This is a genomic window from Mergibacter septicus (assembly GCF_003265225.1).
Classification (GTDB): Bacteria; Pseudomonadota; Gammaproteobacteria; order Enterobacterales; family Pasteurellaceae; genus Mergibacter; species Mergibacter septicus.
In genome coordinates this window covers 106,155-121,128 of the sequence record NZ_CP022013.1, presented here as the reverse complement: position 1 = coordinate 121,128, position 14,974 = coordinate 106,155, and the positions used below count along the sequence as shown (strand labels likewise).

Annotated in this window: 13 protein-coding genes and 1 tRNA gene; 10 read left to right on the top strand and 4 right to left on the bottom strand. The window is 32.2% G+C overall.

All coding sequences use genetic code 11. From position 1 onward, the window contains the following. Nucleotides 1-152: 152 nt before the first annotated feature. A tRNA-Leu gene (locus CEP47_RS00630) sits at nt 153-239 on the top strand. Nucleotides 240-284: 45 nt separating this feature from the next. Here the strand turns inward: CEP47_RS00630 and CEP47_RS00625 are convergent. After that, the gene (locus CEP47_RS00625) at nt 285-2,000 is read right to left on the bottom strand and encodes a protein-disulfide reductase DsbD (protein WP_261919886.1); all 1,716 of its coding nucleotides are present in this window, start codon (nt 1,998-2,000) and stop codon (nt 285-287) included. 134 nt (nt 2,001-2,134) lie between these two features. On the opposite strand from CEP47_RS00625, the gene CEP47_RS00620 reads away from it, so the two are divergent. After that, entirely contained in the window at nt 2,135-2,869 is a 735-nt protein-coding gene (locus CEP47_RS00620; RefSeq protein ID WP_261919887.1) for a copper homeostasis protein CutC, read from the top strand. A 28-nt stretch (nt 2,870-2,897) separates the two neighbouring features. On the opposite strand, the gene CEP47_RS00615 is transcribed toward CEP47_RS00620, so the two are convergent. The 3 genes from CEP47_RS00615 to CEP47_RS00605 are packed head-to-tail and all read right to left on the bottom strand — an operon-like array spanning nt 2,898 to nt 6,873. Then, nucleotides 2,898-5,033 carry a peptidase domain-containing ABC transporter gene (locus tag CEP47_RS00615; protein WP_261919888.1) on the bottom strand — a complete coding sequence of 712 codons (2,136 nt, stop codon included), beginning with the start codon at nt 5,031-5,033 and terminating at the stop codon, nt 2,898-2,900. A gap of 7 nt (nt 5,034-5,040) precedes the next feature. After that, nucleotides 5,041-6,258 carry an HlyD family secretion protein gene (locus CEP47_RS00610; protein WP_261919889.1) on the bottom strand — a complete coding sequence of 406 codons (1,218 nt, stop codon included), beginning with the start codon at nt 6,256-6,258 and terminating at the stop codon, nt 5,041-5,043. Between the two features lie 45 nt (nt 6,259-6,303). Further along, nucleotides 6,304-6,873 (bottom strand): hypothetical protein, encoded by a 570-nt coding sequence (locus CEP47_RS00605; RefSeq protein WP_261919890.1) that lies wholly within the window; start codon nt 6,871-6,873, stop codon nt 6,304-6,306. A gap of 677 nt (nt 6,874-7,550) precedes the next feature. On the opposite strand from CEP47_RS00605, the gene argG reads away from it, so the two are divergent. The 8 genes from argG to msrP all read left to right on the top strand — a co-directional run bounded on the left by argG (nt 7,551) and on the right by msrP (nt 14,877). Continuing rightward, nucleotides 7,551-8,894, top strand: a complete 1,344-nt coding sequence (argG, locus tag CEP47_RS00600; protein WP_261919891.1) for an argininosuccinate synthase — start codon at nt 7,551-7,553, stop codon at nt 8,892-8,894. Between the two features lie 199 nt (nt 8,895-9,093). Continuing rightward, a complete protein-coding gene (gene ybgC / locus CEP47_RS00595) occupies nt 9,094-9,492 on the top strand; it encodes a tol-pal system-associated acyl-CoA thioesterase (protein WP_261919892.1) in 399 nt (132 codons plus the stop codon). A 25-nt stretch (nt 9,493-9,517) separates the two neighbouring features. Next, nucleotides 9,518-10,189, top strand: a complete 672-nt coding sequence (tolQ, locus tag CEP47_RS00590) for a protein TolQ (protein ID WP_261919893.1) — start codon at nt 9,518-9,520, stop codon at nt 10,187-10,189. Between the two features lie 26 nt (nt 10,190-10,215). After that, entirely contained in the window at nt 10,216-10,638 is a 423-nt protein-coding gene (gene tolR / locus CEP47_RS00585; RefSeq protein ID WP_261919894.1) for a colicin uptake protein TolR, read from the top strand. 14 nt (nt 10,639-10,652) lie between these two features. Beyond that, the gene (tolA, locus tag CEP47_RS00580; RefSeq protein WP_261919895.1) at nt 10,653-11,882 is read left to right on the top strand and encodes a cell envelope integrity protein TolA; all 1,230 of its coding nucleotides are present in this window, start codon (nt 10,653-10,655) and stop codon (nt 11,880-11,882) included. Between the two features lie 16 nt (nt 11,883-11,898). Further along, a complete protein-coding gene (gene tolB / locus CEP47_RS00575) occupies nt 11,899-13,203 on the top strand; it encodes a Tol-Pal system beta propeller repeat protein TolB (protein WP_261919896.1) in 1,305 nt (434 codons plus the stop codon). A gap of 9 nt (nt 13,204-13,212) precedes the next feature. Beyond that, nucleotides 13,213-13,677: a peptidoglycan-associated lipoprotein Pal gene (gene pal / locus CEP47_RS00570; RefSeq protein WP_261919897.1), complete on the top strand. Its 465-nt coding sequence runs from the start codon at nt 13,213-13,215 to the stop codon at nt 13,675-13,677. 243 nt (nt 13,678-13,920) lie between these two features. Then, nucleotides 13,921-14,877, top strand: a complete 957-nt coding sequence (msrP, locus tag CEP47_RS00565; RefSeq protein ID WP_261921024.1) for a protein-methionine-sulfoxide reductase catalytic subunit MsrP — start codon at nt 13,921-13,923, stop codon at nt 14,875-14,877. Nucleotides 14,878-14,974: the final 97 nt, after the last annotated feature.

Sequence of the window (14,974 nt, the reverse complement as noted above, 5' to 3'; positions counted from 1 at the left end):
CTTCGTAAAAAGATTACCATTGAAAGTCACGTGGTAATCTTTTATTTTTATTCACCAAGTATCTGTTTAAAATAGCAACGAATAAAACAGGGTTATTTGATTTTTACTTGCATACAACTAAAACTCTCGTATAATTGCCTAACCAATCTTTTGCCAGTGTGACGAAATTGGTAGACGTAGCGGATTCAAAATCCGCCGCCCTTAAAAGCGTGTCGGTTCGAGTCCGACCACTGGCACCATCAAAAATTCTATATTAAGTCGTAAGTTTTATACTTATAATCTGGCTACTGTAGTTGTTTCAATTTTTGTAAAAATTCTTTCGCATCTAAAAAACCTGTAATACGACTATTAGGGATTTCTTTTCCATCTCGATCAAAAAATAAAATAGTTGGTAAACCTAATATTTTTAATTTTTCACTAATCTCTTTATTTGCTAATGAATTTTTTGTCATATCAATTTGAATGACTTTAAAATCAGTTAAAGCTAGTTGTACCTTAGGATCACTGAAAGTATATTTTTCAAATTCTTTACAAGCGACACACCAATCAGCATAAAAATCTACCATTGCATAAGGCTTAGAATTATGTGTTAAAGTACGTTGTAACTGGTCATAATTGTTGATTTTCTCAAATTGAAGATGGGAAATCACTTGATTAGGTTGCGGTTGCCAAAACCAATCTAATAAAGGTTTACTACTCATTATTATTAAGATTAATCCTATTATTTGTAACCACCATTTATCTCTACATACTTTTAAGGTTACCCAACTAAAAAAAGCCACTGCTAAGCCAGACCATAATAACGCTTCCCATTCAAATGGAAGAATCCGAGAAAGTAAGAAAATAGGTACAGCTAACATCACAAAACCAAAGGAAATTTTAACATTATTGAGCCAAACACCTGATTTAGGTAGAATTTTATTCCCAAACAAAGTCACTAAAATGAGTGGTGTTCCCATTCCTAATGCCAATAAATATAACGTTATCGCACCAATCAATAAATTTCCGCTTTGTGCAACATAAAGCAAAACGCCAGAAAGTGGGGCAGACGTACAAGGAGAAGCGACTAATCCTGCAATCATTCCCATTAAAAATACACCACCATATGCACCACTTTGTTGTTTTTGACTTAATAGAGTTAATTTTGTTTGTAAGCGAGTTGGTAACTGGAGCGTAAATACCCCAAACATTGAAAGCGATAAAATTACAAACAGAATTGCAAGTGACACTAATACATAAGGGCTTTGCAATGCAATTTGTAGCGGTAAGCCAACAGTCGCAACAACTAAACCAAGTATGGTGTAAGTAAGTGCCATACCTTGCACATAAACAAAACTTAAACTCAAGGCTCGCCAACTATTTGGTCGAATTTGGCGACCAATAACAATCGCAGATAGCAGTGGTAACATTGGCAGGACACAAGGCGTAAAAGCCAAACCAAGCCCAAGTAAAAAGAACCATAAAATCGCATATTTATGCTGAAACAGTTTATATGCTAAATTCTGTTGTTCTGTGGTAAAACGATCTTGGAAATTATTTTGTTCATTGCTACTTTGTGTTTTATTAGATATTTGTGGTAGATCAGTTATTTTTATCACATCAGTTTGAGGGGGATAGCATAATCCTTCCGTACAACCTTGATAACTTACTTCAAGTATTGAATTTGGCGATAAATTAGTCGGAACTACTTGTAGCTGTAATTGCTGTGTAAAAATTTCTGTTTTTCCAAAGTAAGGATCTTGATGTTCCTGACTATTTGAAAGAATTTTTAAAGGTAATATTTTACCATTTTCAGTGATTTTTAACTCTTTTTGATATAAATAGTAACCTTCAGCAATATACCAATTAAACTGTACTATTTTTTCATTTCTTTCAGCTGAAAGCTGAAAAGCTTGCTCTACGGGCAAATAATCTGTTCTTTTATTTGAGAAAAGCCCAGATACCGCTGGATTAGAATAAAACAAAACTAATGCTAAAAGCACAAAAATTCGGCGTACCATCTTCTACCTTCAAACCATAAATAGCATAAAATAGTGGAAAGTGTAGCATGGAAATAAAATTTTTCTTGTAATTTTTGCCAAAAAATGACAATTCTATTCCTCTTTTAAACCGTCTTTAAAAACAGAGAAATAAAATGAAAATTGAAGTGTGCGTTGATAATATTGAATCTGCTTTAACCGCAGTTAAAGCTGGTGCTGATCGACTGGAACTTTGTGGATCTTTAGATGTTGGTGGAATTACGCCTGCTTATTCTCTCATTAAATACGTTGTAAAAAACCTTTCGGTTGAAAGTTATGTCATGATTCGCCCAAGATCAGGCGATTTTCTATTTAATCGATTAGAGGTTCAAATGATGCTTGAAGATATTCAGATTGCCAAACAACTTGGTGCGAATGGTGTTGTTATTGGTGCTTTAACATCAAATGCTGAAATAGATTTGACCGTTTGTCGTCATCTGATTCAAGCCGCTAACGGTATGGGGATCACTTTCCATCGGGCATTTGATCTTTGTGCTGATCCAAAACAAGCTTTAGAAGACTTAATTAATTTAGGTTGTCATCGTGTCTTAACATCAGGACAAGCAATTAATGCATTTAAAGGACGAAAAATGTTAACTGAATTGGTCAAACAAGCTCAGGGAAGAATTAGTATTATGGCTGGAGCAGGTGTTAATGCCGAAAATGCAGTTGAAATAATCACTACCACTGGTGTAAATGAATTACATTTATCAGGTAAAAAATATCGAAATAGCCAAATGAAACGGATTTCTCCTGTCATTATGGGCAATTCAATTGAAGATGATCTTAAAATTAGAATTACAGATTTTAAAAAAATAAAAGCTATTAAGCAAAAATTATTATCTTATTAATAATACTACTTGTAGCTAATTAATTTTCTTATTCTACTGTACTATTATCTTTATTATTATCGAATAGTTTAACAATCTGCCCTTCGTGCATAATAATAACAATATCTGGTTTAATCCCAATTTCATTTTTATGGCTGATAATAATTTTTATTGCTGGAGATTGCATAATGACATTATTAACCTGTAATTCTGATTGATGATCCAAATTACTAGTTGCTTCATCAAAAATAAGTAAGCTAGGTTGTTTAAATAATGCCCTTGCAATAATTATTTTCTGAATTTGTCCTCCAGATAAAATATTTCCCGCATCACTAATATAAGTAAAATATCCCATAGGAAGTTTGTCAATAATTGAATGTATCCCTAATTTTTGAGTTAACTCTATGACGTCTTCAATCGTAGATGATGTATCTAAAGTGATATTATATAAAATATTGCCTGTTAATAATCCATTTTCTTGTAAAACTACACCTGCTATTTTTCTAATTTGATCCTTACCTATCTGGGAATAATCCAAACCATTAAAAAGTAATTCTCCATGGGACGGTTCTACTAAGCCTAAAATAAGTTTAATTAAAGAACTTTTCCCACTACCACTATATCCTTTGATAAGAACAGTTTGCCCTGATGTAATACGTAAATTTATATTTTTCAATATACTTTTTTGTTCATTATCACTGGTAAAATATATATTCCTCAATTCTATTTCTGAAATATGTTCAATAATTCTATTATTTCCTGTTTTATTTTTCTCTTGTGGTGAAGTTAATATATCATCTATTCGTGTGATATGGGCTGATATCATTTTTATTTTTAACCAATAATCAACAAGTTTCGATGCACGAACAGAGAATTGTTCTGAATAAGCTATAAAAGCAACAAACATACCTATGGTTAAACCTTGATGGATAACTATTTTTCCTCCAATAAAAAGAATAGCAATATTTCTTATACCAGCAAGAAATAAATTTATACTGCGGGTAAATATATTCATCAATTCTAAGCGAGATTGCTGATTAACCAGTTCTGTCGTTGCATTGATATAATTATTATGTAATGTCGTATGATTTGAATATAATCTAAATATTAAATTATTCTTTATACTCTCAATTAACAAACTTTGCTGTCTAGATTTACTTCTTATCACACTAACATTTAATGATCTTAGTAAATTTAGATATAATAACTTAAGAATAAAATATGTTATTGTAATTAATATGATCACCAAAGATAAAAATTTACTGTAAGCAAACATAATAATCAATGATATTACAACAATAAGGCTATCTAAGATTGCTGATACAAATTGTGTTGTAATTATATCTTTAATTTTCTCTAGAGAGTTTATGCGTGAGATTATATCTCCAATACTTCTAGTATTAAAAAAACTTGCATAGAGAGAATGAATATGACGAAATATACTTATACTCCAATCAAGATTAATATTGGCACTTATCCATATTACTCCCCAATCTCTGGTAATTGTAAATAATAATTGGAAACAAAGTAATAAAAAATAAGCTATGGTTACGACATAAAGTAAATTTTCATCATTAGTTGTCAGTACTTGATCAATAGTTATTTGTGTTAATTGCGGTAAAGTTAAATTAATAAATTCAAGCATAAAAAGAAGAATAAGTATAAAGGATAATGTTGGTTTAATATTTTTTATCCCTTTTAGAAAATGAAATACAGATCGTGTTTTTTCTTTCTTATCTTCAATAAATTTTAAATGCGTATTATTAGTAATATTAATTGCAACACCAGAGAAATGTTGATTAAACTTAGATTTATTTAATTTTAATATTCCTTTATCTGGATCATGGATAATATATTTTTTATTTTTTATCGCAACCAAAACCACAAAATGATTGTGATCCCAATGTAAGATAGTGGGTAAATTCAGTTGTTGGACTTCTTCTTGTTCTAAACTAAAAGGAAAAGCTGTTAATTCTAATTTTTCAAGTAATTGAATAATATCATTAATCGAACAACCTTGTTTATAATTAGGAATAATTTGTTTTATTCGTTCATAAGTAATATATTTCTGATAATAATTCGCAATCATCATAACACAAGAAATAGCACAATCAGCAGCACTATTTTGAAAAATCATAGGGACTGAACGGAAAAGGGATAATGATAGATTCTTATTTTCTTTCATATAATGATTAAAGCGTCAATTGCAAATTAGTTTCAAATAAAGAGGAGAAAAACCATTGAATTAATGTTCTTGTTTCTTCTGGAATGGCAACACTAAGATTCATACCGGGAATAATTGAAATAGATTCTGGTATTTTAGTTGGCTTAATAATTACTTCATATATTGGTTCTGAGTTTTTTAAATGGTATTTTTGATAGATACTTTCAGGTGAATAAGGATACATTGATATTTCTTTAACAATCCCTCTTCCAACACCATAACGGTGAAAATTATAAGAGCTAAAATAAATTGTTACCTGACTATTCAGTTTTACTCTTCCTGCTTTTGTAATAGGTAAAAAAGCAATAATTTGGTTATGTGACTGTTTATAACTTAAAGTCATAATTTCTTCATCAGCATTAATAAAATCATTATTCTTTTTTACAAAATTAATAACCTTTCCATCAAAAGGTGCATAAATAATATCTTCTTTTCTTGCAATATAATTATTAAACTGTTGTAATAACATTAATGTTTCTTTATCTGATTCATTTTTCTTTAATTGAAGATCAATTTTCGTATCTTCATCTAATTTATGAAACTTTTCTAAATCTAATTTTTTTTCTATGATAGTATTATTAAGAGAATTTAATTGTTGCTGTAAAGCATATAATGTATCATCTTCCTTATTTTCTTCAACTAAGGATATCGCACCTTGTTTTTGGACTTCATGAAATTTATTTATAATCTTTTGCTTGATATCAATTTGTTTCTGTAAAAGTTCTTTTTGTTTAGCTAAAACATCTAATTCATTATTAATATTACTTTCATTAATTTGATTATATTTTAATATTTCATCTTTTTTCTGGATAATTAAAGAATCATCTGAAATTAGGCTTGCTAATTTTTTTGTAATTTCTTGATAATTTTTATCATCATTTGCAAATAAACTTGATGTTCTAGAATCATTAATAAAAGCTAATACCTCTCCTTTTTTAATAGTATTATTCTTATATTGAGGCAAATAAACATAGCCAGAGATAGGAGAATGAACAGAAAAAATGCCCTTATCTGGATAGACTAACCCATCTATTTTTATTTCTGATGTAAACTTTGCGAAAAATAAAAATAATAAGGTTAAGATAAATAATGTTGTTAATAAAATAAAAAATAAATTATAATTTATCCTATTAGGAATAACTACATCATTAAAATAGCCTTTTTTATCAGATAACGGCATATTCATATATTTAAATTTTATATAATTATTATTAATTAAAATTCTATATTATTAGCCAACAACAAATTTTCCCTCGTTAGGATCGTAATGGAATGCACCTTCACGGGTACCATTTTTTAACTCTTCCATTCCTTTAGCCACTTTATTTAAATCAGTTGAATGAATATCAGACAAACTTGCCTTCAAAATATACTCTAATTCTCTATGTGTAAAAGGATCTTTAATATCCGCTGATGAATATGCTCCATGCTGAGGTGAACCACCTAATGCTTCAAATTTTTCACTTTCTGGATTAAAAAATACTCTTCCATCATGTTGCAGAGTGACAATAGCATCTTCACGTTGTTGATCCGTTATTTTATCACTGCCATTATGATGTTGAAGTTCAGATAAATAAGTATTTGCAATATTTTCATCAATCTTAAGAATATCAGGATCAGTAGTATATTTATCTACTTTTTCTTCAGACTCAAATACCCCCAAAGCTTCAGCAAAAGATAAAACACCTTCTGAACCATGAGCAGCATTGATAATTCCTTCAATTAATCCTTCAACGGCTTCTCCAAATCCAATTCCACCACCATAGATTTTTGAGCATTGTTCTTTATTTAGTAATTTCATAATCATTTTCCTTAATAAAATAACTTCTGGAAATAAATATTTCGATTAAATTAGACTGCTTTATTAATTAGAAAACAATACCCATTTCAGGTTGTTTAATCCTTATCATTTATAAAAATAAAAATACATTATTTACATATATTTTTATAAATTATAAAAATTTATATTTTATTGACATTATGCTTAAATTTATCTGTGTTAGAGATATTATTAATTATTATTCAATAATAGGATATTTAGTTTAAATGAGATAATATTTTATAGTTTTAAATATAAAAATGTATTTTAAAAGAGTAGCATATTAAATACATATCATATCCCAAAAGATTTTATTACCATTGCTATAAGAGATTTTAAATACTTAATAAAATAGTATCAGAATCAGCAATACCACTGGATATGCTAAAAACAGTATATCTTTACAAGTCCACCTTTATTATATCTACACTTTATCCTATCACTGCATAATTCTTGTACTAAAATGCCCTAGTATTTTGCCTATATTCAAGCTAAAATCATTTATCAATGAATAATTATTCACTTTATTGAATTTTTATTTATTATAGACAGCGTTGTTAATTTGAATAATAATAGACCGATCAAAAATCCGATCACTGTTTTCTATTCAAGCAAGCACTTAAATACCGTTCGTTAACACAACTAAAATAGGAATAATTATGTCAACAACAATTCTTGAAACTCTACCCCTAGGACAAAAAGTAGGTATCGCATTCTCTGGTGGGTTAGATACCAGTGCCGCTTTATTATGGATGCGGAAAAAAGGCGCTATTCCTTATGCTTATACAGCAAATTTAGGGCAACCTGACGAAGATGATTATCAAGCTATTCCACGCAAAGCTTTAGAGTATGGTGCAGAAAAAGCACGTTTAATTGACTGCCGTTCTCAATTAGCTCACGAAGGTATTGCAGCAATTCAATGTGGTGCATTCCATATTAGTACAGGTGGTATTACCTATTTTAACACTACTCCTTTAGGGCGTGCGGTTACAGGTACAATGCTCGTAACTGCAATGAAAGAAGATGATGTCAATATTTGGGGAGATGGTTCAACATTTAAAGGAAATGATATAGAACGTTTCTATCGTTACGGTTTACTGACTAATCCACAATTAAAAATTTATAAACCTTGGTTAGATCAACAATTTATTGATGAACTTGGTGGTCGCCACGAAATGTCTGAATTTTTAATTGCCAATGGCTTTAATTACAAAATGTCTGTTGAAAAAGCCTACTCAACTGATTCTAATATGTTAGGCGCAACCCACGAAGCCAAAGATCTTGAATTTTTAAATACTGGTATTCGGATTGTTAACCCTATTATGGGAGTCGCTTTTTGGCGAGATGATGTAGTAATAAAACCCGAGGAAGTTACTATTCGTTTTGAAGAAGGTATTCCAGTTGCAATTAATGGAAAAACTTTCACTGATCCTGTCGCTCTATTCCTTACCGCCAATCAAATTGGTGGACGCCACGGTTTAGGAATGAGTGATCAAATTGAAAACCGTATTATTGAAGCTAAAAGCCGTGGTATTTATGAAGCCCCGGGAATGGCTCTTTTACATATCGCTTACGAACGTTTAGTAACAGGTATTCATAATGAAGATACCATTGAACAATACCGAATCAACGGATTACGTTTAGGGCGTTTACTATACCAAGGACGCTGGTTTGATCCACAAGCATTAATGTTAAGAGAAACCGCTCAGCGTTGGGTTGCACGTGCTATTACAGGTGAGGTAACCCTTGAATTACGCCGTGGTAACGACTACTCCATTCTCAATACAGAATCGCCAAACCTTACTTATCAAGCAGAACGTTTGAGTATGGAAAAAGTCGAAAATGCCCCATTCACACCACAGGATCGTATCGGACAACTCACTATGAGAAATCTTGATATTACTGATACTCGAGATAAATTAGCTGTTTATACTCAAGCTGGATTATTAACTACCAGTCAAGAAAGTTTTATTCCACAACTTGAGAATAAAAATACTAAATAACATTCATTTCAAACTTTAAAAAATCCCACTGTACTAACAACAGTCAGTACAGTGGTTGAAATTTATTACATTCTTGTACTCTATTGCTATTTTTAGCATAAACTAGAATTACATAGACAATAATTATTCATTGCAGTTATTTTTAGCCTTCATTACAATGAAATAATTTTAACGCTTGATTAACAAGGTAACTTCATCAATGACAACATATTCTCAACTTCCAATTCGTATTTATTATGAAGATACCGATGCGGGAGGTATCGTTTATCACGCTAGTTATTTACGCTTTTTTGAACGAGCTAGAACGGAATTTTTACGTGAAAAAGGTTTCTCACAGCAAAACTTATTAAATAATCAACAACTAGCTTTAGTCGTCCGAAAGATAGAAATAGACTACCTACAAGCGGCTAAACTTGATGATGAATTATGTGTACAGACATATTTAACTAATGTAAAAAAAGCAAGCGTACTCTTTGAACAACAACTTATCCGAGATGATCAAATTATTTGTACAGCAAAAGTAAAAATTGCTTGTGTTGACCTAAACAGTATGAAACCTATAGTGTTACCTTGTGAAATAAAACAAGCACTTCTATAAAATATTGAAACATAATGGAGTTTATATGGCAGAGTTGAATTTTTTTGAACTCTTTTTAAAAGCAAGTCTTATTGTCCAACTTGTTATTGTAATCTTAGTTGCCTTTTCAATTATCTCTTGGGCAATTATTATTCAAAGAAGTAAAATTATTAATAAAGCGCTTAAAGATTCTGTTTCTTTCGAAGCTCGTTTTTGGTCTGGTGAAGATTTAAACCGTTTATATGAAGGTTTATCTAATCGAAGAGATCGGCTATCGGCAAGTGAACAAATCTTTTTTGTCGGTTTTAAAGAATTTAGTCGCTTAAAAAATACTGATTCGCCCAATTCAATTATCCAAGGAAGTCACCGAGCGATGAATCTTACGATGAATCGAGAAATTGAACAAATAGAAAATAATGTTCCTTTCTTAGCAACAGTTGCGTCAATCAGTCCTTATATTGGTTTATTCGGTACTGTTTGGGGAATTATGCATTCTTTCATTGCGTTAGGAAGTATAAAACAAGCAACATTACAAGTTATTGCACCGGGTATCGCCGAGGCATTAATCGCTACTGCTATTGGTCTTTTTACTGCAATCCCTGCTGTTATGGCATATAACAGATTAAGCCTTAGAATTAATAAACTAGAACAAAACTATAATAATTTTATTGATGAATTTATTACAATTCTTCACCGTAAAGTGTTTAGCCAAAATTAATTTAGCTGAATTAAAAGAGAGGGAATATGTCAAATCGCCGTCAACGCCGTGCTATAAAATCGGAAATTAATATTATTCCTTTTTTAGATGTGTTGTTAGTATTATTACTTATATTTATGGCAACAGCCCCCATTATTAGCCAAAGTGTACAAGTTAATCTCCCTGACTCTAACGATAGTCAAACCGTTTCAAATCAGGATCAAAAACCCGTTATTTTAGAAGTTGCTGATAAAGGCAATTATACTTTATCTATTGATGGTATCCGTCACGAACAGCTTACAAGTGAAATGGTTACTCAGATGGCAAAAACAGTTTTTGATAAAAATCCACAACAGCTTTTCCTAGTAGGTGGTGAAAAAACTGTCCCTTATGAAGAAGTAATTAACGCACTAAATTTACTACATTCAGCTGGTATCAAAAGTGTCGGGCTAATGACTAATCCGCTCTAATCATAGGATCTGTTGTGCAAAATAATCAACAAAAAAGTTTTTATCTCGCCCTTATCTTCTCAATCCTACTACATATTCTATTAATAGGATTATTCATTCTTGGATCATTTTTTAATAATAAAATTGAAGCTATGGGAGGTGGTGATGGTAATGGAGAATTACTCGGTGTAGTTATGATCAATACAGATCTCAATACCACCCAATGGGGAAAACTAAAAACTGAACAGGAAGCAAAATTAAAAGCCGAACAAGAGGCTAAATTAAAAGCCGAACAAGAGGCTAAATTAAAAGCCGAACAAGAGGCTAAATTAAAAGCTGAACAAGAGGCTAAATTAAAAGCTGAACAAGAGGCTAAATTAAAAGCTGAACAAGAGGCTAAATTAAAAGCTGAACAAGAGGCTAAATTAAAAGCCGAACAAGAGGCTAAATTAAAAGCCGAACAAGAGGCTAAATTAAAAGCCGAACAAGAGGCTAAATTAAAAGCCGAACAAGAGGCTAAATTAAAAGCCGAACAAGAGGCTAAATTAAAAGCCGAACAAGAGGCTAAATTAAAAGCCGAGCAAGAGGCTAAATTAAAAGCCGAGCAAGAAGCTAAATTAAAAGCTGAACAAGAAGCTAAATTAAAAGCTGAACAAGAAGCTAAATTAAAAGCTGAACAAGAAGCTAAATTAAAAGCTGAACAAGAAGCTAAATTAAAAGCTGAACAAGAAGCTAAATTAAAAGCTGAACAAGAAGCTAAATTAAAAGCTAAGCAAGAGGCAAAACGTAAAGCCGAAATAGCAAAGAAAAAAGCGGAACAAGAAACAAAACGCAAAGCTGAAATGGCAAAGAAAAAAGCTGAGCAAATTGCCCAACAAAATGCACTAGATGATTTTCTCAATAGCGGAGATATTGGAGGTAATAGTCAAGGTGGTAATCAAACCCGCCAAGGATCATCGGGGCAAAGTGGTGGTGACGGTACGGGTAATGGCAGTAAACTCGGTGAACAATATGCAGCGTTAATCAAACAAGAAATTCAACGCCGTTGGATTAGAGAAACGAGCTTTAACAATAAAGCCTGTTCTATTCAAATTGAACTTGGGAGAGATGGTACAATTCTAAACTATCATAAGGTTAGCGGTGATGATGAAATCTGTAATTCTGCACTCAGGGCTGTTGGTCTTACGCAGAAAGTACCAGTAGCCCCTTCAGATGCAATTTATGAAAAGTATCGTCAACCAATTATTGATTTCCGCCTGAAATGATATAAGGAAACTGGTTATGCAAAAAAGAAAATTTAAGCAGATATTAGCCTATTTTTTAGGGTTACTCTTTCTAATTAGTTTTAGTCAAACAGGATTAGCTAATGTGCGGATTGTAATTGATGAAGGTGTTGATAGCACTCGCCCAATTGCAATAATTCCATTTAAATGGAATGGCCCAGGCGAAGCCCCTATGAATATTGCAACTATTATTGCAGATGATTTGCGTAATAGTGGAAAATTTAATCCTATTCCAACTTCTAGTATGCCACAACTACCTACAACTGCAGCCGAAGTTACCCCAAATGTGTGGGCTAAATTAGGCATTGATGCGATTGTAATTGGAGAAGTAACTCCTGAAAACGGACAATTTAAAGTATCTTATCAGCTCATTGATACTATTGGTGCAACAGGACAAACAGGTGCTATTCTATCCCAAAATAGTTTTACCACCTCAATAAAATGGTTACGTTGGGCAGCACATACAATCAGTGATTATGTTTTCGAACGTTTAACTGGTATTCGTGGTGCTTTCCGCACTCGAATTGCTTATGTTGTACAACTTAATTCGGGTGATTACGATCTCAGAGTAGCAGATTATGACGGATATAATCAGGCAACAATTTTCCATAGTAATCAACCAATTATGTCTCCCGCTTGGTCTGCTGATGGGAAAAAGATTGCGTATAGTATCTTTGAAAATCACAAATCATTATTAGTCTTACAAGATATTAGTAATCGGACTCGCAAAGTCATTGCTGCATTACCGGGGCATAATGGTGCACCTGCATTTTCACCAGATAATTCGCTCCTAGCATTTTCATCGAACAAAGATGGAGTATTAAATATCTATCTCACAGATATAAATGGCAATAACTTACAACAATTAACCCAGAATGCAGGGAATAATACTGAACCAAGTTGGTCACCAGATAGCCAATCTATTTTATTTACCTCCGATAGATCTGGTACGCCATCAGTTTATATGATGAATAAAGATGGTAGTAATATTCAATTAATCAGTCCAGCAGGAAGAAGTTATAGTGGTGAAATTTCACCTGACGGCAGCGAAGTTATTATGATCAATCAAGATCACTTAATAAAAAAAGACTTAACGACTGGAAATATCCAAGCACTCACCTCTACTTTTTTAGATGAAAGCCCTAGTTTCTCTCCAAATGGGATAATGATCCTCTATAGTTCAACCCAAGGAGTGGGAAAAGTGCTACAATTAGTTTCGTCTGATGGACGTTTCAAAGCAAGACTACCCGGAAATGGACAAATTAAATTTCCAGCTTGGTCACCATACCTCACTCACAACTAAGGAGAAATCATGAAAAAACTTGCTAAAGCACTAATACTTACTGCACCGATATTATTTTTATCGGCTTGTAGTAACCAATTAACACAAAAAAATGCGGATAATAGTCAAAACCAGCTTTACCAAGGTATGACAGCAACTGAACTACAACAACGCTACAACACCGTTTACTTTGGCTTCGATAAATTTGATGTTGATCCACAATATAATCAATTATTAGATGCTCAAGCACAATATTTACTTCAAAGTGCAAAAAATGTTGTGATTGAAGGACATACCGATCCTAGAGGTACGCCAGAATATAATATTGCACTTGGACAACGCCGTGCAGATGCAGTGAAAAATTATCTCAGCCAAAAAGGTGTACCAAATAACCAACTTTCTACACTTTCCTATGGTGAAGAAAAACCTGCAGTTTTAGGCAATAGCGAAGCAGACTATGCCAAAGATCGCCGAGCAGTATTAGCATATTACTAACCACCTAAAAAATAAGCCCACCTCTAGCGGTGGGTTTATTCATTTCTCTTAAATAAAATGTAACTTAAAATAATATTCCTTCTTAATTCATCTACATATCCTATTAATTCGTCTTAAATTATTACTCTTTTAGCAATTAGAGAAATAGTTATAAACAAATGAGAAAAGTTGTGTAAATTCAGTAGATTAGATAAGTTTTTACTATAAAGTGAAAAACCATTTTAAATAACAATCTCAGGAGATATTATGAAGCTAACTGAAAATGATATTACCCCAGAAAGTATTTTTAAAAAACGTCGCCAAATTATTGCTGCATTTGGTGCTGCAACCGTTGCAGGTAGCTTGCCTAAATTCTCTCTAGCAAATACTCAAGATGATAGTCGAATTGATCTGACTTATCACACTCAGGATAAAAATGATTTAGTTTTAACACCTGAAGATAAAATTTTAGGTTATAACAATTTTTATGAATTTGGTGTTGATAAAGGCTCTCCCTCTCAATATGCAAAAAACTTCAAAACAAATCCTTGGCAATTAGAAATCACAGGGGAAGTAGAAAAACCGATGGTTTTAGATTGGGATGATCTACATAAAAAATTTCCATTAGAAGAACGCATCTATCGTTTTCGTTGTGTTGAAGCTTGGTCTATGGTTATTCCTTGGATTGGTTTTCAACTTTCAGAACTTATTAAACAGGCACAGCCTACTTCTAAAGCTAAATATGTGATCTTTGAAACTCTATATGATCCAGAACAAATGCCGGGACAAAAAAATTATTTTTTTGGTGGTGGAATTGATTACCCATATATTGAAGGACTAACCATTGCTGAAGCAATGAATCCATTAACCTTACTAGCAGTAGGTATCTACGGAAAAAGCCTTGCACCGCAAAATGGTGCACCTGTACGCTTAGCCGTACCATGGAAATATGGTTTCAAAAGTATTAAATCTATCGTAAAAATCACACTATCTGAAACAAGACCATTAACAACTTGGAATAAGTTAGCACCACAAGAATATGGTTTCTATGCCAATGTAAACCCTAACGTTGATCACCCTCGCTGGTCACAAGCCTCAGAACGAGTGATTGGATCTGGAGGATTATTTAGCATCAAACGGCAACCAACTTTGTTATTCAATGGTTATGCCGATCAAGTCGCTTCACTCTATACAGGATTAGATCTACGTAAAAATTATTAAATAAGAGATACGAGAGCTTAGTTTTAAGCTCTCTTTCCCTTTAAAACCCCATTATTTTTTATCTGCTAGATTAGCGTTTTTACGCTATTCAATAGAA